This is a genomic window from Microcystis sp. BLCC-F209, assembly GCF_041928595.1.
In the GTDB taxonomy this organism is placed as follows: Bacteria; Cyanobacteriota; Cyanobacteriia; order Cyanobacteriales; family Microcystaceae; genus Microcystis.
The window spans coordinates 33,879-54,737 of sequence record NZ_JBHFLL010000135.1 but is presented as its reverse complement, the minus strand read 5'-3'; the positions used below and the strand labels follow the sequence as shown (position 1 = coordinate 54,737).

Genomic DNA, 20,859 nt, shown 5'->3' with positions numbered 1-20,859 from the left:
TTTAGTATAGCCTAAGAGCGGCGTTCTTAATCGGGATACCAAAACATCCCTTTAATACCTTCGGGATCGAGAACAAAACCGAGACGACGATAGAAATCCACCACCTGCGGATCGGCGAAAAGAGTTATATTACTGATGTCCTCACCTCGCAACTTCCTGATCATAAATTTCATTAAGGCTTTACCAAAGCCTTTACTTTGATAGTTAGGATGAACCACCACATCCCAGACCGTAGCATTAAAAGCGTGATCGGAAGTGGCACGAGCAAAACCCACTAAACGACGACGATTACCTCGCACTTCCCACATCGACACCACTAAAAAACTACATTCGATCGCCTTTTTAACTTTGCGTAAAGGACGACGGGCCCAACCTACCGAGTCACAAAGTTCTTCTAACTCATATAGGTCTAGCTCTCGATCGGTACTAAAAAACACTCGTGTCTGTCCGAGGTCATTCTGGGCAACCTCTACCAAGTCTCCCGAATAGTCAGGTGATGCAGTGACTTCGGAACTATTAAACAATCTTTTCCAAAAAACCATGCCAGGGGGCTATCGCCTCAATATTATCCTTTTAGCCTAGTATATTTTATTTTCCCCTCCCTACCAACAATCGGGACACCTGAGCGCCAATTTGATTGGTTGAGTACGGAGAGGGTGGGATTTGAACCCACGAACCATTGCTGGTTACTCGATTTCAAGTCGAGCGCAATCGACCACTCTGCCACCTCTCCAAGGCAGTCAGACCTATATCCTATCATTACATCTCTTGCATAAATCAAAAAAAATTTTTTCCGCAAATGTAGGGAAAAGGGCAGGGTTAAAGGTTAAAATTTCCCCTTCCCCCCTTCCCCCACTTCTGCAAGAAGTCTATTCTAGTTAATTAGAGGCGTAATTAGGGGTTTCCGAGCCGGATTTTGGGGGGACGATCGGCCAGACCAGAGCTACTTCCCCTCACCATCCCCACCCAGAGAACCGACTTATTTCTTTAATTTCTGTAATCTTCGGCTTTCATGGGGGAAAACTACAATTAAAATGGGGGGGTGTCTTGAAATCGCTGTTTTGACGTATAATCACCTCAATAAAATTTAGAAGCTTCTAGAGTTTATAGTTTTAAACCTTTCTGTGGGGAAAATGTATTTATTATGAGTTCAATTATTGAAATCGGCGAGCAAAAAATTAGCGACTCACAGGTCTTGCCTCTTTTGACCAAATATGGTATGTTACCGCAGTTAATCCGGGAAGTAATTATCGAGCAAGCGATCGCCAATAGCAGCTGCAATCCTGAAGAAAGAAACGCCGCCTATTCCCGTTTCTATCAAAATAATCAAATTGCCAACGATGAACAAATGAAATCTTGGTTACGACAAAACGGGATGGATTCCGAACAACTAGAATATCTAATTCTTCGGGACATTAAATTGGAAAAATTTAAACAGGAGACTTGGGATAACAAAGTAGAATCCTACTTCTTGCAAGTCAAAAATCAATTGGATAAGGTGGTTTATTCGCTGATTCGGACAAAAAATCTCGGCATTGCCCAGGAACTATTTTTCCGGATACAGGATCGAGAAAATAGCTTCGCTGAACTAGCCAAAAAATATTCCCAAGGATCAGAAGCGGAAACCGGAGGACTGCTCGGACCGGTGGAACTGAGCGTCCCCCATCCCCAGATCGGGCAAATTCTCAAAGCAAGTAAACCGGGGCAACTGTGGCCACCGACGCAAGTGGGAGAATGGGTCGTGATTGTCCGGTTAGAAAAATATTTATCCTGTGAACTGGATACTCCCACCCGTCAACGCTTACGCAATGATTTATTCCAACAATGGTTAATGACTCAAATGCAAACAGTGAAATTTATCTCCGAATCAACCCCAGTCAATAGCGAGCAGGTATCGGTTATATAGCATCCCTTGCAAAGCTGGGTAAACCCAGTCTTTTCGCTTAATTATTTGCCAACTTAGTCAATTTTCGCCTAGCTAATGAGTTACACCACTTTAGATTTTACCGCCTTTCTGGAGACTGTACAGCCCTTTGATCGCCTGCCCGTCGAGGTTAGACGTTCTCTGGGCCAGAAATTACAACCCTTTCGCTATGAGATGGGCAATGCCATACTCAAGTGCGACCGCTTACCCTCTCACCTCGTTCTTCTCTACCAGGGAGAGGCCAGACTTTTGGGTTACGATGCTAGGGTTAACAATCCGTTGCCGGTTACTTTGGCTAAATTGCAGCCGGCCGATTTATTCGGGTGGATTAGTCTTCTGCGCGGTAGCCCCTGTGAAACGGTGATCGCTTCTTCGGAAGTCACGATCTGTTTAACCTTAAAAGAAGAGGATTTTTGGTATTTAATCAATAATTACCCCGAATTTAAGGAACATTTCTTTAAAGAAACCTCAATCGCTGAAGTTTATGCTGTCCTAGGCTCCTATCTTAATCAACAGGCCTGGGGTGGGGGGGACCTGAAAGAAATTGCTCAGGCTCTTTTAAACAAAGCTTGTGTGTCCTACAACCAGATTAACGATGATTATCTCTGGTTAGTCAGCGAAAATACCGATAATTATCCTATCGGCACAGTTATCACCCAGAATAATCCGACTAACGCCCGCTTATTAGGTCTTTCCTCCAATCAGTTAGACGAATTCCTGACAGTTGCCACCGAAGCGGCCGCAGCAACAGAAACGGATGATATCTGGGAAACCCAAGTCATCAAAGGAAATAAACCCACCCAGGTATTGGATATCCCCCAAGGAAGAATAAGCGACATCACCAGCGATATCGACCTTGAAAAAACTGTCCAGAAAAACCAGAAATCCTATCCTTTTTTCAGGGGAAAAACGGAACTAGAGGCGGTGAGTGCCTGTTTTCAGATGATCTGCAAATATTTTAATATCCCCTTTCGCAAGGACGTGATCCAACGCATACTAAGGGATCAACTGCAAAGAACTGGCAGCCTTTCCCTGCCCCTGTGTGGGGCTGTGGCTGAGGTAGTGGGACTCCATAGCCAATTAGTACCCCTAAATGCTACTTCCTTGCCCAATATCAACCCTCCTGCCCTAATTCGCTGGCAAGACACCATCGTTATCCTCTACGAAATTAATCAACGGGAAACCACGATCGCCGTTCCCGAACGGGGGATAATTAAACGCAAAACCAGCGAATTTCTGGAATCTTGGGGCGAAAAAGGGGAAGTAATTCTGCTCAAACCCACCAAACACACCCAGCAACAGCGTTTTGGCTTATCATGGTTTTGGCCCTCTGTCAAGAAACATAAACGAGTCTTAATAGAAGTTTTTATCGCTTCTTTCTTCGTGCAGTTGTTTGCCCTAGCCAATCCCTTGATGATTCAGGTGATCATCGATAAAGTGATCGTGCAGAATAGCCCGGAAACTCTGAACACCCTCGGGGTTTTCCTCTTAGTAATTGCCGTTTTTGAGGGAATTTTAACCTTTTTGAGGACATCCCTTTTTGTCGATACCACTAACCGCATCGACATGACCCTCGGTTCGGAAATTATCGATCACCTGCTGCGCTTACCGCTGAAATACTTTGAACGGCGACCTGTGGGGGAAATTTCGACAAGAATCAACGAATTAGAGAATATTCGGCAATTTTTAACAGGTACAGCCCTAACGGTGGTATTAGATGCCATTTTCTCGGTTATCTACATCGTGGTTATGTTGATCTATAGCCCGATCCTAACCGTTTGGGCCCTGGGAGTCGTGCCGATTTTAGTTCTCTCCACAGCTATTTTCGCACCGATCGTGCGGCGACAACTGCGAGCAAAAGCGGAACGAAACGCCGAAACCCAATCCTATCTAGTGGAGGTAATGACGGGAATCCAAACCGTGAAAGCACAGAATATCGAATTGCGTTCCCGTTGGCAGTGGCAAGAGCGTTATGCGCGCTATGTGGCCGAAGGTTTTCAAACGGTCATGACCTCAACTTTGGCCGGTTCCTTTAGTCACTTCTTTAACCAATTATCGGGTTTATTAGTGCTGTGGGTGGGAGCAGCCCTGGTTTTAGACGGAAAACTCACTCTCGGTCAATTAATCGCCTTCCGGATTATCTCTTCCTACGTTACCTCGCCGATTCTGCGTTTGACCCAACTCTGGCAAAACTTCCAAGAAACCGGCTTATCCCTGGAAAGATTGGCCGATATCGTCGATACTCCCCAAGAAGCGGAACTAGATCGCCAAAATATACCCATGCCCTTAATTAAAGGCCATGTCACCTACGAAAACCTCGCTTTCCGCTTCAATCCCCACGGCGCCCTGCAACTATACAACGTCAATTTAGAATTCCCCGCCGGTACTTTTGTCGCTTTGGTGGGAGAAAGTGGTGCCGGGAAAAGTACCATCACTAAACTATTAGCCCGTCTCTACGAACCAGAATCGGGACGGATTCTCATTGATGGCTATGATATCAATAAAGTGGAACTCTATTCCCTGCGTCGTCAAATCGGCATGGTTCCCCAAGAAACCCTATTATTTGACGGTACGGTACAGGAAAATATCGCCCTGACTAACCCAGATGCTACTGTGGAGGAAATTGTCTCGGCAGCGAGAACAGCGGCGGCCCACGAATTTATTATGACCCTGCCCAATGGCTATAATACCCGTGTCGGTGAACGGGGAGCATCCCTATCGGGGGGACAACGACAACGGGTTGCCATCGCTCGTTCCGTCCTGCAAAGACCGCAAATTCTCATTCTTGATGAGGCCACCAGCGCCCTCGACTATAACACCGAACGGCAAGTGTGTCTGAATCTCAAAGAAGCTTTCAAGGATCATACGGTCTTTTTTATCACCCATCGTCTAGCTTCGATCAAATCCGCCGATATTATTGTCATGATGGATAAAGGGACAGTAGCGGAGGAAGGCACCCACGAGGAATTAATGGCCAAAAAAGGCCTTTACTATACTCTCTATAAACAACAGGATTCGCAAATCTAGTCAGTCAGTTATCAGTGATCAGTGATCAGTTATCAGTTATCAGTGATCAGTAAACGGTTATCGGTTCACTGATTACTGTTTACTGTTCACTGGACGGCTACGCCGTGCCTTTGGCAACACTGAAAAAATAAATATAGGAGAATCTTCATGGATGGTAATTCTAACAACGGTCAAAACGGCAACGGCAACGGTAAAAGCGATGAACTGACCCAAGCGGGTAAAAACGTGGCCACTACCACGAAAAATAAAAGTATTACCCCTTCCTTACCCACTTTCAGCCCACCGGAACAATCGGTGATCCTGAAACAATCGCCCATTTGGTCGCGGACGATTATCTGGACATTAATGAGTGTCACCACTGCCGCTTTAATTTGGTCAGCGTTCGCCAAAATCGAGCAGGTGGTGGGCGCCCAAGGACAACTTAAACCCCAGGGCAAAGTGCAAGAAGTACAATCACCGGTGAATGGGGTAGTACAGGAAGTTAAAGTTAAAGACGGCGATCGAGTTAACAAAGGTGATGTACTGGTTTTAATGGATTCCAGTGCCTCGCAAGTGCAGTTAGAATCCTTGAAGAAAATTCGCACCAGTGCTGAGAAGGAAAATCAATTCTATCGTCTCTTAATGGCGCAGGATCTGACACCGGCAGCAGTGGAAAGTTCGATCGCTCAATTAAAATTACCGAGTGAAATCGCCGACTTAGCCCGTAATCGTGCCGCTTTGGTGGCAGAAAATCAACTTTATCAAGCACAGGTCAATGAAGGTGCCTCTAGCTCTTCTTTACAAGGTGATCAATTAGCCCGTTTAGAGGCGGCCCAACGGGAGTCCGATTCTCGACAAGCGGCCGCTAGATTGGAAATGGAACAACTAGAAAAACAATTGGCCCAAACTAGGGTACAGTTGGCCGATGCCCGCTCGCAATTAATTAATGATCGCTTCGTCTTAGAAGAAATTAAGACTCGTAATGCCAATGCCATGAAACAGGGCCAAGAAAGCTTGGATATCGAGCGCAATATTCTTAACGATATTGAACCGTTGGCAGAAGAAGGAGCAGTGGCTCGTTATCAGATCAACAAGCAAAAACAATCGGTTACTGACCGTCAAAATGAACTGCTGCAGCAAGAGGCTAATGGCAAAATCGATCAAGAAAAACAAGAGAAAGAAGTACAAACCGGCATCGCCGAAATTTCCCGTTTGGAACAGGAGGAAAAGCGTTATTTCCTGTTGATCTCCCAAGCGCGAGAAAAGCTGATTAATACCACGGTAATCACGGAAAAAGATGTGCGCGATAAAATGGCGGACAATCACAAACGGATCGCTGAAATCGATAGTCAGATCAGTCGCATTATCATTGATAATAACAAGCGCATTGCTGAACTAGACAGTCAAATTAGTCAAGCACAACAGACGATTAAATATCAAAAAATTACCGCCCCCATCGATGGTGTGGTCTTTGATCTCAAGGCGCGGCCGGGGTTTGTTCCCCAACCGAGTCAAGCGGAGGCATTATTAAAACTTGTTCCCGATGGCTGTCCCACCCAGGTCAAAGATGCCGCTAAAGGTTGTTTAGTGGCAGAGGTGGACGTGACTAACCAAGACATCGGTTTTGTCCGCGTGGGACAAAAAGCCGATATTCGCATTGATTCCTTTTCCTACAGTGAATACGGCGATATTAAGGGAGAAGTAATCTCGATCGGTTCCGATGCTTTACCTCCCGACGAAAATCACCGTTTTTATCGGTTCCCCGTCCGGGTACGCTTGAACAGTCAAGATTTAGTTTTGAAAGATCAATCCACTCTACCCCTGCAATCGGGGATGTCCGTGAGCGTCAACATCAAAGTCAATGAAAATCGCACTGTTTTGGGACTATTTACCGATATGTTCAACAAACAGGTGGATACTCTCAAACAAGTCCGTTAAGCGAAAAAATTCGGGGGTACATCCTGCCAACGGCCCGATCCGATGGCGTTAATCGCTTCCGAGAGGTTAACTGCACCGGTATAAAGGGCGCGGCCCACGATTACTCCCGTTACTCCCAAAGGTTCCAAAGACAATAAACTCAGTAGATCCGTCAGGGAACTAATACCCCCGGAGGCGATCACGGGAATTTCGACAGATTCGGCTAATTCTCGCAAAGCGGCGAGATTAGGGCCAGAAAGCGTGCCATCTCGATGAATGTCAGTGTAGATAATCGTGCTGGCCCCTCTTTTTGCCATATCTTGCCCAAGAGCGATCGCTTCTACCGCAGAGGTTTCTAACCAACCCCGAGTGGCTACTTTGCCATCGCGAGCATCAATACCAACAATTATTTGCCCCGGAAAGCTTTGACAAAGTTCGCTGACTAATTCTGGCTTTTCTACGGCTATTGTCCCTAAAATCGCCTTTTCTACCCCGATTTTTAGGAGATTACTCACCGTTTCTAGATCTCGCAGTCCACCCCCCACCTGCACCGGGATGGCAATATCATTAAGAATTGTTTCAATAGTTGACAAATTAACCGATTTACCCTCTTTAGCTCCATCCAAATCAACTAAATGTAATCTGGTTGCCCCCTGATTGACCCATTCTCGCGCCACTATTGCGGGATTATCGTTAAAAACCTGCGATTGTTGGTAATCTCCCTGATAAAGTCGCACACATTTGCCATCGAGAATATCAATAGCGGGGATAACTTCCATGTTTTTCTCAATATCTAACTAAGGAGCGTTTTTTATTATATAGTACCAGCCGTCAGCTATCCGTGATCAGTTTGGAGTCTGACAGGGGAACAATCCCTCTCAAAGCATTGTCCACAAAGGTTTTGAGGCTCTTCAGTTACAAACAGATACATCGCTTTCAGCCAAAAAGCTAAGGAGAGAATCAGGGATTTGGGCGAGCTTACTAGAAATCTTGATCAACAACTGGGGATCAGCTGCATCGAACTTTTTGGCTCGAACACCCCAAAAAGCTTGTACTGTAAAGAGTTCAGCCAGCTTGTCCCCCTGTCAGGTTTTGAGTATTAAGTGAGCAGTATCTATTAAGTGTGCATGATTAAATGGCAGTAACATTGCTGTCTTTTCACTGATTACTGTTTACTGATCACTGATTACTGATTATCGATTCCTAGAAGAAAAAATTCTTCTAGAATGATAAGTAGATATACTAGAGGAATTATACTCATGTCTGCTGGGAAGTTTCAAACAGCCGCTTCATTATCTGATCGAGAGCTAGAAATACTCGATTTAGTGGCTAATGGTTTAACTAATCAAGAAATCTCGGAAAAGCTAGAGATTAGTAAGCGTACCGTCGATAATCATATTAGTAACATCTTGACGAAAACAAAAACCGATAATCGGGTGGAGTTGGTGCGTTGGGCATTGCATTGGGGTAAAGTTTGTCTGGATGATATTAATTGTTGTATCCTTCCTTCCCCGGTGCCGACCGATGATCAGGTTTCCTAAACTTCTGGGACTTTTGCTTGCGGTTAATATCATCAGTCTGGGGGGATGTAGTGATGCGGGTTTTGTCACCCCTCCCCAACAGCTTTTAGGAAATACTTTAAATACCCCTTCCTCTGAAGATAATCCCCGTTTTAACTACGATGGTCGTTATCTGGTCTTTGCCTCCGATCGCAGGGGTCAACGAACGATTTATTTATTCGATCGAGTGGCTAATCGTTTAGTTCCCCTACCCGGGTTAAATCAAGCAAAAACCTATCAAGATCAACCGGATATTAGTGCCGATGGTCGCTATATTGTTTATGTGTCGGAACAGTCCGGTAAACCCGATATATATATTTATGATCGACAAACTCTGCAAACCAAAAATCTCACCGAAAATATTTTAGGAGAAGTGCGTCGTCCGACGATTAGTGGTAACGGTCGTTTTATTGCTTTTGAAAGTAATCGTTTCGGTCAATGGAATCTGGAAATATTTGATCGAGGTGGTGAAATTTCTCCTTCTTTACCCTCGATCAATTCTTCCCCGTCCCGATAATCAGTGATCAGTAATCAGTGAAAAGACAGCAATGTTAAGTAGTCGTGCAAAATTAATTTCCTAGTGAAGATAGGCAAGAGGCAAGAGGTGGTTAGATATGTGTAATTAATTTTGCTTAGGTACTTACTGCCATTTGATATGGAGAGTTTGGTCAGTATCTCTGTCAAAACTGGAATTAGCAGCACGGCAGGGATCAACAGATTAAATCCCTGGGACTTTATATTATGCCAGAAAGGACTGTCCCTCCCGGAGAAAAACAGGCAATTGAAAAAGAACTACTCTGGCAGCAAAATTGTCGGCTCTCCCAGGTTTGGTGGGTAAAATGTATTCTAAGATACATTCCTCCTAGCGAGGGGGTGGAACGAACCACAAAGACACAAAGGACACAAAGATCGATCGATCCTATGTCAATTAAACTTATCACACAGAACCTAGAAGAGCCAATTGTCTTTAATCAGCTATCAGTCATCAGTCATCATTTATTATTTATTAGCCAGATCCAAGTCATCTTTTTCCCTTTCCCACTAACTACCGCTCAACTTTAAACATCGCTAGAACCGCTCTGGAGAGTAGCGAGGGATTTCTCAAAATTCATTCTCTGTTCGGCATTGCGGAGAAAGTAACCACTCATCATTGCCGAGGCCAATAACCGGCCTAGATGTTCGCGACTGGTACTGATAGTGACCCCGAAATGTTCAGAGGGAAGGTTGCCCAAAAGTCCGATAATGTTGCGTTCCATCACCTGGAAAACCTCTGGGGACTCCGGTTTCGAGAGTTGGGCGATTGTTTCTGGACTTAGGGTCTGCACATACTGCCACAAACTCTCGGAAAATTCGCTATCGGTACCAAATAAATTGTGATGGCGATCGTTTTCTCTATACACCTTTGATCTCCTTAACTCAATTTTTTTAAATTACCCTTTTGGTTCTTCCAATCTAACAGTTTTTTGAAATAGTGGGAGTCGGTAGAACCGAACCTGAAGGTGATGGTAATCCCAAGCAGAAAACCCATCTCCAGCAAAAATAAAAAACTTAACACTGATGATAACCGATCGCTGTTCACCGATAACTTTTATTTACCCATACCTAACTGCTGGGCCTTTTGATAGACTTTCCCCTCCGTCAGCAGCGAGGGAGCAATCACCACTTCCACCTGTTGCATTTCTCTTAAGTTCTTAGCACCTAAAGTTCCCATACTGGTTTTCAGCGCCCCTAGGAGGTTATGAGTACCATCATCTAATTTTGCCGGTCCAACGAGGATTTCGGCAATAGTTCCCGTACTGCCCACACTAATTCGGGTCCCCCGGGGTAGAACCGGACTAGGTGTGGCCATACCCCAGTGAAAACCGCGGCCAGGGGCCTCCAATGACCGGGCAATGGGAGAACCAATCATCACCGCGTCAGCACCACAGGCGATACATTTGCAGATATCACCGCCGGTAATAATGCCGCCATCGGCAATAACGGGGACGTATTTACCGGTTTCTTGGAAAAAATCGTCCCTAGCGGCGGCACAATCGGCCACAGCAGTGGCTTGGGGAACTCCCACTCCTAAAACGCCGCGAGAAGTACAGGCAGCCCCCGGACCGATACCGACTAAAACCCCAGCTGCCCCGGTTTTCATCAGGTTAAGGGCGACTTCGTAGGTGACGCAGTTACCCAAAACCACGGGAATGGGCATTTCTTGGCACAGTTGCACCAAATCGAGGGGGGTGATAGCTTCCGGGGATAAATGGGCAGTGGAAACAACCGTTGCTTGGACAAAGAGAATATCGGCCGCTGCTTGGGCAACGATAGCACCGTATTTGACGGCACCGGCAGGGGTGAGGCTAACTGCCGCAATACCGCCTTTTTCTTTAATTTCTTGAATACGAAGCTCGATTAGTTGCGGTTTAATCGGTTCTGCGTAGAGTTCCTGCATTAAACCGACGAATTCTGCTTTGCCGACCGCCGCAATGCGATCGAGAATCGGGTTAGGATCCTCGTAACGAGTTTGAATACCTTCGAGGTTTAGTACCCCTAGCGCCCCCAACTCGGAGAGAAGGACGGCCATTTTAGTATCCACCACCCCATCCATAGCGCTGGCGATAATCGGGATTTCCCGCTCGATATTGCCGAGAGACCAACGGGTATCGGCTAAACTAGGATCGAGGGTTCGCACTCCGGGTACAAGTGCGATTTCATCGATACCGTAAGCTCTACGGGCTGTTTTGCCCCGACCAATAATTGTATCCACGTTTCTATACTATTTCAGACCTATTTAGCCTAGACTAGCAAATTTCGCACCATCTCGAAAAGCTTTTCGGTATTATGGCAAACTAGGCATCGGGAAAATAATCGCCACAGTTGATCGCTTGTTCGGTGTTGGCGCTCCTGGGTTGTACACTACATTTGAGGCGATAATCGTTGGTAAAGTAGCGGCAGTGGGAGCAAGGGATAGAGTGCATCCGTCGCGCAACTTGCCAACTATCGCGCACGGCACTGGTTAAAGACCAGCAAACTAAAGCGATAATGGCAGCGGCGATTGAAAAACGTAAAATAATCCAGATTTCCATAGCGAGCAACTAAAATTACCTGATGTGGATGGGAATCAACCGAGGTAATCGGCAGATGGTTAGATACTGAACAGTTTACTGACATCCAGACTAACCGTTAGCAATCACCAGACTTTTAAGAACATTTTCGGTCATGGCCGCTATTTGATCCAATTGTTCCTGATGGCGTTTTGCCTGTTTTTTGGCTTCTACCTTGCGTTTCAGGGCTTCCCGGGCTAAATCATCGCGATTTCTACTTAAAGCTTCGATCGCTACTCGATTCCATGTTTCTGCTTCTTGAATGGCTTTTTTGTACTGGGGTTGAATTTCATCCCAACTCACCTTAAGATTGCTTAAAGCCCCTGTTAACAGGGTTTGGGCATTGTTGGGGTCGGCTCCGATGAGGGATTTTTTCAGAGGTTCGTAGAGTCCCACCGCTTGTAAATGGGTAATAATCGGGATAAATTCTTCTATCTGTTGACTTTTGCTAATACCAGTCTTACACCAAGTGGCAAAATGTTCGCAGTTGTTAAAAAGAAGATTATATTTCTGCTCCCCCAGACGACTTAGCGCCCTTTCTACCACCACATCGGGGATAAATGAAAATCCCACCTCTACATAGCGCACCACATAGATTTTACCCCCCCTAGCAAAGGTTTCTAGGGAAGTTCGTTCCACAATCTCGCTCGGTTTTCGGTAATGAATGACGCTACCATCACCGCAATCGATGCCATGATGGGCATAAACACCCCGAAGATTGAGCAATTCCCGATAGGCGTATATTTGATCCCCTTTAGCCATATTTTTTTAGTGATAAAGTAAACAAGGAGATTATCTATTGAGTCAGTTTTTCTGGGTATTAATCTTCGTTTTCATGAAAATATTCCCGATCGCGATTTGTCAAAACCTATGGTAGCATTTATCTTAATAGTGAGGTACAAAGTTTTCCTTTAGGGGAGTCGGTCGTCAATACCAAATTAGGTTACACTTCATTTTTATGGGAAACGCTGTAAAAATTATCGCAGCAGAAATTGAGAACTATAGCCTAAATACCAGCGATGGAAGCCCCTTTTTGACTGTTAACCCCCTTAAACCAGAGATTATGGATGCTTTTAGTCCCTTTCCCCCTGACTGGACAGAGAATGCTGTTCACGCCTACAATTTTTGTTGTCCTTACTGTGGGGCAAAAGCTAAAGAAGCTCAGGCCGTTTGGATCAATCGCCGCGCTCCCGTTTTAGGAGAAGATTCCCGTCGTAAATGGCAGGAATTCTATCATTGTCAATGCGATCGAGTTTGGTGGGCCTGGAGTAGTGATCGACCTGCCGAAAATAAGTAATTCTCAATCGGGAATCGAAAATATGGCCGATGTTTATGTTTCTTGGGATGAATACCATCGTCTGATCGAAAAATTAGCAGTAAAAATCGATCATTCTGGTTGGCAATTTGCTCAGATTGTCTGTTTAGCTAAGGGAGGATTGCGCGTCGGTGACATTCTCTGTCGTCTTTTTCGTCAACCCCTAGCCATTCTCTACGCTGCTTCCTACGGGGGGCAAAATCATCAAATTCGGGGAGAATTAACTATTTCCTCGAATTTAGCCATGATCGAAGCCAAATTAAAGAGTCCCTTGTTATTAGTGGATGATTTAGTCGATTCGGGAATCACCCTCCAAAAAACCTCGATTTTATTGCAGGAAAAATACGGGATTACCAATATCAAAACTGCGGTGATCTGGTACAAAGCGGCATCAAGAATCAAACCTGACTATTATGTGAAATATTACCCCGATAATCCTTGGATTCATCAACCCTTCGAGCGTTACGAGTTAATTACCCCCAAAGACCTCCTAGAATAAATTCAGTTTAGCATCAGCGGTAGAGAGTTTCCCCTTAAAAATACCACCAAAGAAGATTCATATCTGAAATCGGCAACGCCATCTATTCTCCGTAGGATTCAGCAGTAATTTTGCCCCGAAAAACGATGTAATTATAAACTGTATAGGCTAGTAAAATTGGGATTAAAAAACCAACAAAAGTCAGCATAAACACCAAAGAACTAGGGGCGGCCGCCGCTTGATAAATTGTCACGGACGGGGGAATAATATCGGGGAAAATCAACAATCCCAAACCGATAAAAGAGAGCATAAACAGCAATACTGTCCAGACCATGGGGGTGTTTTCTTCCTTTAGTTGCAAACTCCGCAGTAATAAACCCAGTAAGACCACAGCTAAAATCGGGATGAGGATAAAGATGTAAATTAGTCGAGGGTCAAATAAACGCTGACGGATATGGTCAGAAAGCAGCGGCGTACTGATGGTGATAAAGACAGCACCGATAAAAGTGGTAATAGCGGCAATTTTTGCCGTTTTATAGTGAACTTCCTGTAAATTACCCGTAGTTTTCAAAATTAGGTAAGTGGAACCCACTAAAACATAAGCTTGGATTAAAGTTAGAGACACTAGAATCGATCGCCATGTTAACCAATCAAAGGGGCCGCCGGCAAAATGACCCAATTCATCCACTTTAATGCCCTCAAAAACCGCACCGAGGGCGAATCCTTGCCCCAAAGCGGCCAAAAAACTGCCGAGTCCGAAGGCATAATTCCAGAACAACTTGCGACGAGAATGTTCACGAAACTCGAAGGAAACAGCCCGAAATAACAGCCCCACCACCATAATCACTGCCGGCAGGTATAAAGCGTTTAAAATTGTCCCGTAAGCTAGGGGAAACGCCCCAAACAGGGAACCACCCATCAAGACAATCCAAGTTTCGTTAGCATCCCAAACATTGCCCAAACTGGTCATTAAAATACTGCGACGCTTCTCGGAGGAGGAAGTCAGGGAAAGAATTCCCACCCCCAAGTCAAAACCATCGAGAAGGACGTAGAGAAACAGGAATAAACCCAGAATAAAAAACCAAATTTGCGGCAAAAAATACTGTAACGGTTCCATAGTTCCTCCTATTGTTGCGCTTCTAGGGAACGAGGATTTAGTTCTGGTGAGGTCACTTTTTCCTGTTGAGTCCCCGGCAGTGGTAAGTTAAGATTTGGTCCCTGACGGATAATAAGACTACCGAAATAGAGAGCAGAAACCAAGAAAACGACATAAATCGCCGTAATTCCGATTAAAGAGGTTAAAATCTCGCCTGCGGGCAGTTTAGAAGCAGCATCCACTGTCCGGATTTGATTGTAAACCGTCCAGGGTTGACGACCGACACAACGGACAATCCAACCGGTTTCAACCGCAAGATAACCCAGAGGGGCCGCAAAAACCCAAGCGCGCAGTAACCATTTTTGACTGTCGATTTTTTCGTTACTCAGTTGACCGCGCAGCCATTGCCCGACAGTTACAGCCATTAAAGAAGCAAGAAAAAGACCGATAGCGACCATAATCCGGAAGGAATAATAGATTAGCCCCACCATGTGCGGTCTGTCTTCGTATTTCCACGTTTTTAAGCCGAGAACAGGTTCCGATAACTTGGGTTTTAACTCCAAAAGATAACCCAAAGCATTAGGAATTTTCACTTCCCAGCTATTTGTCTCCGCTTTATCCTTGGGTAAAGCAACCAAACTCCAACCGGCAGTTTCTCCCGCAGGAATAGTTTCCCATTGCGCTTCCATGGCGGCTAATTTAGCCGGTTGATAGTGATACACTTGTTCGGCACTAAGATGACCGACAAAAATTTGCAAGGGAGCAATAACAATCGCTAGAGTAAGAATAATTTTGAGAGAACGACTAAAAAAGCTAATGTGACGTTTATTGAGCAAATACCAAGCACTAATCCCACCAATGACGAAAAGAGAAGTTTCCAGAGTAGCGAAAAACATATGCAGGAAACTATTAACCATGAAGGGATTGAGAATCGCTTGTAGGTAATCCTGAACGATAAATTTACCATCCACGAAGATGCCACCGGCGGGGGTTTGCAGCCAAGAATTAGCGGTTAAAATCCAGAAAGTGGAAAGATTAGCCCCGAAAGCGACGAGAATTGTCGCTAGGAAGTGAATTAAAGGGGGAACTCGTCCCCAACCAAACAACATAATTCCTAGAAAACTAGCCTCTAGCATAAAGGCCATGGTTCCCTCGAAACCGAGGATAGTTCCGAAAAAGTCCCCCACCGCTTCCGAAAAAGGCGCCCAATTCATGCCAAACTGGAAGGCCATGGGCAAACCAGAAGCAACTCCAATGCCGAAATTGAGAATGTAGAGTTTTGACCAGAAGCGAGCGTGATGATAGTAGTCAGGATTGCGAGTTTTTAGCCATAATCCTTCGACAATGACTAGATAAATGCCCATACCAGTGGTTAACACCGGCCAAAGCATATGGAAGATAGCGGTGATGGCGAATTGTATCCGCGACAAAGCAACGGGATTGGCAAGTAAATCCATGATTACAATCTTTAAACGATCGTGAAGATATGATAAGCACCTATAATACTTAGCCAGTAATGCCCTGAAAAGGCAAGGGTAAATAGGGATTATACAGATTGTTTTTAGATTTATGCGATCGCTTTGGTGTTAGTCAATGACTTAGTTAGTATTCTTGTATTATATTGGGGGGAAAACTCAGAAAAATTGCTAGAATATTAGCCTGATTAATTAATTTTCCCCTCGATCGAGTATGACTTTCTCCTCAGCCGCAGACTTTCAAGATGAATTTGATGTCATCGTCGTCGGGGCGGGCCATTCCGGCTGTGAAGCGGCCCTAGCTTGCGCCCGTCTCGGTTGTCGTACCCTTCTCCTCACCCTTAATCTCGATAAAATCGCTTGGCAACCCTGTAACCCCGCCGTCGGTGGTCCGGCTAAATCCCAATTAACCCACGAAGTGGACGCTTTAGGCGGCGAAATTGGCAAAATGGCCGACCGCACCTATCTGCAAAAACGGGTTCTTAATGCCTCTCGTGGACCGGCAGTCTGGGCCCTACGCGCCCAAACCGATAAACGGGAATACGCGGCGGTGATGAAAGGTATCGTCGAAACCCAAGCCAATCTGGTTATTCGGGAAGGCATGGCCACAGACCTGATTTTAGGGGCAAATGAGCAAGTTTTAGGGGTAGAAACCTATTTCGGCACTTGTTTCGCCGCTAAAGCCGTCATTTTAACCACTGGCACTTTTTTAGGCGGCAAAATCTGGATCGGCGGCAAATCCATGGCCGCCGGACGCGCGGGCGAATTTGCGGCGGTGGGTTTAACAGAAACCCTAAATCGTCTCGGATTCGAGACCGGTCGCCTAAAAACTGGCACTCCTGCCCGTGTGGATAAGCGTTCGGTGGATTACTCCCGCATGGAACCGCAACCGCCCGATGACGAGGTACGTTGGTTTAGTTTTGATCCAGAGGTGTGGATCGAACGAGAACAAATGAACTGTCATCTCACCCGCACCACGGCGGCAACTCATCAATTAATCAGAGATAATTTACATTTATCCCCCATTTATGGCGGTTTTATTGACTCCAAAGGGCCGCGTTATTGTCCTAGTATTGAGGATAAAATCGTCCGTTTTGCCGATAAAGAAAGTCATCAAATTTTTATCGAACCGGAAGGGCGCGATATTCCCGAACTTTATATCCAAGGCTTTTCAACCGGACTGCCGGAAAATGTTCAATTAGCAATGCTGCGGACTTTACCCGGTTTAGAAAACTGTGTGATGTTGCGTGCTGCCTATGCAGTGGAATATGATTATTTACCAGCAACTCAGTGTTATCCAACCCTGATGACGAAGAAGATTGAGGGATTATTTTGTGCGGGACAAATTAACGGGACAACCGGTTATGAAGAAGCGGCAGCCCAGGGACTGGTGGCGGGGATTAATGCGGCGCGGTTTGCTTTAGGAAAAGAGTTAATTGTTTTTCCCCGGGAGGAAAGTTATCTAGGAACTTTGGTCGATGATTTATGTACTAAGGATCTGCGGGAACCCTATCGAATGTTAACCAGTCGTTCCGAATATCGCTTAGTATTGCGATCGGATAATGCAGATCAAAGATTAACACCTTTAGGGCGAGAAATTGGCTTAATTGATGACCGGCGTTGGCAATTATTCCAGAGCAAACAAGCTAATATTATCGCTGAAAAAGAACGCCTACACGAAACGAGAATTAAAGAACGGGATGAGGTGGCAATTGCCATCGTTAAGGATACGGAACAAAAAATCAAAGGTTCTCTCTCTTTAGCGGATTTACTGCGTCGTCCTAGCTTGCATTATCTCGATCTTGATCGTTATGGTTTAGGTAATCCCGAGTTAAATTTAGCCGAAAGAGAAGGGGTAGAAATTGAAATTAAATATTCCGGTTATCTGAAACGACAACAAAATCAAATTGACCAAATTAGTCGCCACAGTAACCGTCATTTATCCCCCGATATTGACTACATGAAAATCGAAACTTTGTCAATGGAATCGCGGGAAAAATTAACAAAAATTAAACCCGCCACCATCGGTCAAGCCTCGCGAATTGGCGGAGTCAATCCTGCCGATATCAACGCTTTATTAGTGTATTTAGAAATGCGGCAGATGTCGGCAGTTAAAAGTTAGCAAATAATCTCGATTTTAAGCGATCGAGAATTATTATCGGCTGCTTAATTAGGGTTTGCTGAATAAATGTGAAATGTAGGCAAGGTAAGGGTTTTGTGGCTTTTCTCGCGAAACAGGTGCAAGATTTTGAGAGAATCATGCTTCAAAACCTTGCGTCTTCATCGGCCCGCCTCCTGTAGGGGCGAAGCATTCGGGCAATAACCTATCGGTGAAACCGTAGATTTTCTATCCGAATGCTTCGCCCGTACTTTTTCAGCAAACCCTAAGTGGGTGGGTGGAATTAAATATAAAATGAACGTAGGTTGGGTTGAAGCATGAAACCCAACGCCCGCATGGGTTACGCTACCGCTAACCCATCCTACAAATAATTGTGCCTACCTACTTAATTAGCAGACCCAATCAAAATAAAGGGCGACCAAAAATAAGGATGGCTTTTAATTTGACTCAGTTTGGCCTTTTGCATGGCTTCACTTTTAGTCATACCATTCTTGAGATTTTGATAAAATTGGGTCATAATTTCGGCACTGGTATTATCTTCAGCACTCCAAAGACTGGCAATTACTGATTTAGCACCGGCTCTTTCTAAGACGTAAGCAAGTCCTGAAATTTCCTGGCCGTCTGCGTTGGCTTCCTTGGCGGTTTGACAGGCACTCAGGGTGATTAATTCGGTATTTTTTAAGCCTAATAATGCGGCATCAGCGATGTTATATTGCTCTTTATTGGCGAAAAGAATAGTATTAGCTTGCATACCCAAATTAGGACAGCCAGCAAGATTAAAGCATCCATGAGTTCCTAAGTGTAAAATCGAGAAGCGAAAGGCTTGTTTTTTGAATATATCTAGAGTTGCGTTTATACCGAGATATTTTTCACTTCCCGGAAAGATTTTGCTGATAGTTTCTGCTTCTATTTCTGTGCCTTTAAGTTCTTCTTGGGTGGGTTTAGGGTTAGCAAATGCTAGGCCTTGTAAGGGTTTTCTTTCGGTCGCGGGAGGGGTAGATGTGGAGATGCGAGTTAAATAATAAATTGGATATTTTTCTAGGAGAACTTGGTCATTTTTCTTATCGTAGAGAGTTTCAAAGGGAATATAGCGCAGTTGTCCAGTGGCGATAATAGCGATATTTTTCGGGGAACTGGTGGCGATTTGTGATTCAATGGGACGGATTAAAATCTCGTAGAGTTTGCCACCGGTAACATCCACATCGCTATTTTTATGATCGGCTAACTGGGTACGGTATTCGCTGACGAGTTTATTCAATTCATCGCGTTTTGCATCACTTTGAATAACGATTAATTTTTCTCTAGTAACGAGAAATAGAGCGACTTTATCGCGGAGGGGAACGGGTTGAATAACGAGGGTATCAGGAGCGATATTTTTCTGTAGTTGGGCGATGTCGGTGGGTTTGGTTTCAAAAAGTTCAGCAATTTCAGGATATTTATCTCCGATAGTTTCCGCATTTTTATACACTTTCTCCTCGAATTGTCGGATCTGTTGTGCCAGTTCTTGGGAGTATTTATCCTGTAGTTGTCGGCGCATTCCTTCGAGTTGTTGATTGTCGGTGTTCCAGTTATCAAGTGCTTTTTGTGCATCGGGATCAGCAACTTTGGCATTAATCAGGCGATTGTAATCGGCGAGATCGGCGGTAGTGGCGAGGTTAAGCCATTGAAAGGCTTTTTCTGGTTGGTTTTGCTGGATGAGGAGATCGGCGAGATTGTTTACGGTTCTTTCGTTAGAGGCTAAAAAATCCTTGCGATCGTCGCGCAATAATCCCCCACGCATATCTAGATAAATGTTTAGAGATGCTTCTAGGTTTGTTATAGCTTCCGCGGGCTGTTTGTTATCTCGGTAAGCTACGCCAAGATTGTTGAGGCTGAGAGCTTCTCCAGCGCGATCGCCGATCTCGCGGGCGATAGTTAAATACTGTTGAAGGTACTCGATCGCCTTTTGGTACTGTCCGAGGGAACGGTAAGCGTTTCCTAAATTGCCTAAAGAATTGGCTTCCCCTTGGCGATCTCCGATCTCGCGGGCGATAGTTAATTGCTGTTGAAGGTACTCGATCGCCTTTTGGTACTGTCCGAGGGAACGGTAAGCAATTCCTAAATTGCCTAAAGAATTGGCTTCCCCTTGGCGATCTCCGATTTCCTTGGCGATAGTTAATTGCTGTTGAAGGTACTCGATCGCCTTTTGGTACTGTCCGAGGGAACGGTAAGCGTTTCCTAAATTGCCTAAAGAATTGGCTTCCCCTTGGCGATCTCCGATTTCCTTGGCGATAGTTAAAGACTGTTGATAGAACTCGATCGCCTTTTGGTACTGTCCGAGGGAACTGTAAGCGATTCCTAAATTGCCTAAAGAACCAGCTTCCCCTTGGCGATTTCTGATTTCTCGATAAATCTGTAAGGCTTGTTCCCACGATTGCAAGGCTTCCCGAAATTGACTGGTTTGAAATTGTTGAATACCTCGCTCATTAAGCCTATCCGCTTCCGCTTCCCTCGCATCCGTATTTTGCGCTATTACCGCAGGGACGAGAGAGGAGAGTTTCCCGTTAACAACTGGTAGGGTGACGGTAGCCACTAGAGAAAGGGTAAGTAAGGCGTAAATTTTGGGATTCATAGTTATTTCCGCTATCAGTTATTAGTTAATACACCTCATCATGAGTTCCAATGTTAATCAAAACTATTCTATCTGTTGGAATTTTCTCGTCTTGTTCTAAATAGAAAAGGCTCTCTTAGATTTGGTGGGTAAAATGTATTCTAAGATACATTACTCCTAGCGAGTGAGTGGAACGAACCACAAAGACACAAAGGACACAAAGATCGATCATAATGTAAGTTAAACTGATCACACAGAAACCAGAAGAGCCATAGAAAATGATGCGGCAAT

Annotated in this window: 18 protein-coding genes and 1 tRNA gene; 9 read left to right on the top strand and 10 right to left on the bottom strand. The window is 44.9% G+C overall.

Annotated elements, in window-relative coordinates; genetic code table 11:
- Positions 1-26 precede the first annotated feature (26 nt).
- Together ACE1AQ_RS08580 and ACE1AQ_RS08575 are read right to left on the bottom strand one after the other, a co-directional pair.
- Positions 27-542 (bottom strand): GNAT family N-acetyltransferase, encoded by a 516-nt coding sequence (locus ACE1AQ_RS08580; protein WP_110544242.1) that lies wholly within the window; start codon positions 540-542, stop codon positions 27-29.
- Positions 543-648: 106 nt separating this feature from the next.
- Positions 649-733, bottom strand: a tRNA-Ser gene (locus ACE1AQ_RS08575).
- Positions 734-1,144: 411 nt separating this feature from the next.
- Between ACE1AQ_RS08575 and ACE1AQ_RS08570 the strand changes: the two genes are divergently transcribed.
- The 3 genes from ACE1AQ_RS08570 to ACE1AQ_RS08560 all read left to right on the top strand — a co-directional run bounded on the left by ACE1AQ_RS08570 (position 1,145) and on the right by ACE1AQ_RS08560 (position 6,868).
- Complete coding sequence (locus ACE1AQ_RS08570; RefSeq protein ID WP_008198780.1) at positions 1,145-1,906, top strand: peptidylprolyl isomerase; 762 nt, start codon at positions 1,145-1,147, stop codon at positions 1,904-1,906.
- 75 nt (positions 1,907-1,981) lie between these two features.
- Entirely contained in the window at positions 1,982-4,951 is a 2,970-nt protein-coding gene (locus ACE1AQ_RS08565) for a peptidase domain-containing ABC transporter (protein WP_110544239.1), read from the top strand.
- Positions 4,952-5,098: 147 nt separating this feature from the next.
- Positions 5,099-6,868, top strand: a complete 1,770-nt coding sequence (locus ACE1AQ_RS08560; protein WP_110544234.1) for an HlyD family efflux transporter periplasmic adaptor subunit — start codon at positions 5,099-5,101, stop codon at positions 6,866-6,868.
- Here ACE1AQ_RS08560 and hisA read toward each other — a convergent pair.
- A complete protein-coding gene (hisA, locus tag ACE1AQ_RS08555) occupies positions 6,865-7,626 on the bottom strand; it encodes a 1-(5-phosphoribosyl)-5-[(5-phosphoribosylamino)methylideneamino]imidazole-4-carboxamide isomerase (protein ID WP_110544230.1) in 762 nt (253 codons plus the stop codon). The two genes, ACE1AQ_RS08560 and hisA, sit on opposite strands and share 4 nt — an antisense overlap.
- Before the next feature lie 480 nt (positions 7,627-8,106).
- On the opposite strand from hisA, the gene ACE1AQ_RS08550 reads away from it, so the two are divergent.
- The 3 genes from ACE1AQ_RS08550 to ACE1AQ_RS08540 all read left to right on the top strand — a co-directional run bounded on the left by ACE1AQ_RS08550 (position 8,107) and on the right by ACE1AQ_RS08540 (position 9,468).
- Positions 8,107-8,388, top strand: a complete 282-nt coding sequence (locus ACE1AQ_RS08550) for a helix-turn-helix transcriptional regulator (RefSeq protein ID WP_002754772.1) — start codon at positions 8,107-8,109, stop codon at positions 8,386-8,388.
- Entirely contained in the window at positions 8,372-8,923 is a 552-nt protein-coding gene (locus ACE1AQ_RS08545; RefSeq protein WP_008198763.1) for a TolB family protein, read from the top strand. The genes ACE1AQ_RS08550 and ACE1AQ_RS08545 overlap by 17 nt, the downstream gene beginning before the upstream one ends.
- A gap of 224 nt (positions 8,924-9,147) precedes the next feature.
- Positions 9,148-9,468, top strand: a complete 321-nt coding sequence (locus tag ACE1AQ_RS08540; RefSeq protein ID WP_172456633.1) for a hypothetical protein — start codon at positions 9,148-9,150, stop codon at positions 9,466-9,468.
- Here the strand turns inward: ACE1AQ_RS08540 and ACE1AQ_RS08535 are convergent.
- The 4 genes from ACE1AQ_RS08535 to ACE1AQ_RS08520 all read right to left on the bottom strand — a co-directional run bounded on the left by ACE1AQ_RS08535 (position 9,465) and on the right by ACE1AQ_RS08520 (position 12,257).
- The gene (locus ACE1AQ_RS08535) at positions 9,465-9,806 is read right to left on the bottom strand and encodes a DUF760 domain-containing protein (RefSeq protein ID WP_008198760.1); all 342 of its coding nucleotides are present in this window, start codon (positions 9,804-9,806) and stop codon (positions 9,465-9,467) included. The two genes, ACE1AQ_RS08540 and ACE1AQ_RS08535, sit on opposite strands and share 4 nt — an antisense overlap.
- A 188-nt stretch (positions 9,807-9,994) precedes the next feature.
- Complete coding sequence (locus ACE1AQ_RS08530; protein ID WP_008198757.1) at positions 9,995-11,158, bottom strand: GuaB3 family IMP dehydrogenase-related protein; 1,164 nt, start codon at positions 11,156-11,158, stop codon at positions 9,995-9,997.
- Between the two features lie 82 nt (positions 11,159-11,240).
- The gene (locus tag ACE1AQ_RS08525) at positions 11,241-11,477 is read right to left on the bottom strand and encodes a hypothetical protein (protein ID WP_039899623.1); all 237 of its coding nucleotides are present in this window, start codon (positions 11,475-11,477) and stop codon (positions 11,241-11,243) included.
- Between the two features lie 90 nt (positions 11,478-11,567).
- Positions 11,568-12,257 (bottom strand): lecithin retinol acyltransferase family protein, encoded by a 690-nt coding sequence (locus ACE1AQ_RS08520; RefSeq protein ID WP_008198756.1) that lies wholly within the window; start codon positions 12,255-12,257, stop codon positions 11,568-11,570.
- Positions 12,258-12,558: 301 nt separating this feature from the next.
- Here ACE1AQ_RS08520 and ACE1AQ_RS08515 point away from each other — a divergent pair, with 301 nt between their 5' ends.
- Together ACE1AQ_RS08515 and ACE1AQ_RS08510 are read left to right on the top strand one after the other, a co-directional pair.
- Complete coding sequence (locus ACE1AQ_RS08515) at positions 12,559-12,792, top strand: hypothetical protein (RefSeq protein WP_002771307.1); 234 nt, start codon at positions 12,559-12,561, stop codon at positions 12,790-12,792.
- A 22-nt stretch (positions 12,793-12,814) separates the two neighbouring features.
- Entirely contained in the window at positions 12,815-13,309 is a 495-nt protein-coding gene (locus tag ACE1AQ_RS08510) for a phosphoribosyltransferase (RefSeq protein WP_044034776.1), read from the top strand.
- An 82-nt stretch (positions 13,310-13,391) separates the two neighbouring features.
- On the opposite strand, the gene cydB is transcribed toward ACE1AQ_RS08510, so the two are convergent.
- Both cydB and ACE1AQ_RS08500 read right to left on the bottom strand, forming a co-directional pair.
- On the bottom strand, positions 13,392-14,405 hold the full coding sequence (cydB, locus tag ACE1AQ_RS08505; RefSeq protein WP_002753098.1) for a cytochrome d ubiquinol oxidase subunit II: 1,014 nt from the start codon (positions 14,403-14,405) through the stop codon (positions 13,392-13,394).
- An 8-nt stretch (positions 14,406-14,413) separates the two neighbouring features.
- Positions 14,414-15,841, bottom strand: a complete 1,428-nt coding sequence (locus tag ACE1AQ_RS08500; protein ID WP_110544226.1) for a cytochrome ubiquinol oxidase subunit I — start codon at positions 15,839-15,841, stop codon at positions 14,414-14,416.
- Positions 15,842-16,073: 232 nt separating this feature from the next.
- On the opposite strand from ACE1AQ_RS08500, the gene mnmG reads away from it, so the two are divergent.
- Complete coding sequence (mnmG, locus tag ACE1AQ_RS08495) at positions 16,074-17,981, top strand: tRNA uridine-5-carboxymethylaminomethyl(34) synthesis enzyme MnmG (protein WP_110544223.1); 1,908 nt, start codon at positions 16,074-16,076, stop codon at positions 17,979-17,981.
- Between the two features lie 382 nt (positions 17,982-18,363).
- Here the strand turns inward: mnmG and ACE1AQ_RS08490 are convergent, their stop codons facing one another.
- Positions 18,364-20,589, bottom strand: a complete 2,226-nt coding sequence (locus ACE1AQ_RS08490) for a CHAT domain-containing protein (RefSeq protein WP_374808227.1) — start codon at positions 20,587-20,589, stop codon at positions 18,364-18,366.
- Positions 20,590-20,859 lie beyond the last annotated feature (270 nt).

Bases quoted from the DNA above. Each gene is read 5' to 3' on its own strand.
- ACE1AQ_RS08580 (WP_110544242.1), bottom strand. From the start codon at position 542: ATGGTTTTTTGGAAAAGATTGTTTAATAGTTCCGAAGTCACTGCATCA.
- ACE1AQ_RS08545 (WP_008198763.1), top strand. From the start codon at position 8,372: ATGATCAGGTTTCCTAAACTTCTGGGACTTTTGCTTGCGGTTAATATC.
- ACE1AQ_RS08560 (WP_110544234.1), top strand. From the start codon at position 5,099: ATGGATGGTAATTCTAACAACGGTCAAAACGGCAACGGCAACGGTAAA.
- ACE1AQ_RS08500 (WP_110544226.1), bottom strand. From the start codon at position 15,841: ATGGATTTACTTGCCAATCCCGTTGCTTTGTCGCGGATACAATTCGCC.
- ACE1AQ_RS08515 (WP_002771307.1), top strand. From the start codon at position 12,559: ATGGATGCTTTTAGTCCCTTTCCCCCTGACTGGACAGAGAATGCTGTT.
- cydB (WP_002753098.1), bottom strand. From the start codon at position 14,405: ATGGAACCGTTACAGTATTTTTTGCCGCAAATTTGGTTTTTTATTCTG.
- ACE1AQ_RS08540 (WP_172456633.1), top strand. From the start codon at position 9,148: ATGCCAGAAAGGACTGTCCCTCCCGGAGAAAAACAGGCAATTGAAAAA.
- ACE1AQ_RS08550 (WP_002754772.1), top strand. From the start codon at position 8,107: ATGTCTGCTGGGAAGTTTCAAACAGCCGCTTCATTATCTGATCGAGAG.
- ACE1AQ_RS08490 (WP_374808227.1), bottom strand. From the start codon at position 20,589: ATGAATCCCAAAATTTACGCCTTACTTACCCTTTCTCTAGTGGCTACC.
- mnmG (WP_110544223.1), top strand. From the start codon at position 16,074: ATGACTTTCTCCTCAGCCGCAGACTTTCAAGATGAATTTGATGTCATC.
- ACE1AQ_RS08565 (WP_110544239.1), top strand. From the start codon at position 1,982: ATGAGTTACACCACTTTAGATTTTACCGCCTTTCTGGAGACTGTACAG.
- ACE1AQ_RS08525 (WP_039899623.1), bottom strand. From the start codon at position 11,477: ATGGAAATCTGGATTATTTTACGTTTTTCAATCGCCGCTGCCATTATC.
- ACE1AQ_RS08520 (WP_008198756.1), bottom strand. From the start codon at position 12,257: ATGGCTAAAGGGGATCAAATATACGCCTATCGGGAATTGCTCAATCTT.
- ACE1AQ_RS08570 (WP_008198780.1), top strand. From the start codon at position 1,145: ATGAGTTCAATTATTGAAATCGGCGAGCAAAAAATTAGCGACTCACAG.
- ACE1AQ_RS08510 (WP_044034776.1), top strand. From the start codon at position 12,815: ATGGCCGATGTTTATGTTTCTTGGGATGAATACCATCGTCTGATCGAA.
- hisA (WP_110544230.1), bottom strand. From the start codon at position 7,626: ATGGAAGTTATCCCCGCTATTGATATTCTCGATGGCAAATGTGTGCGA.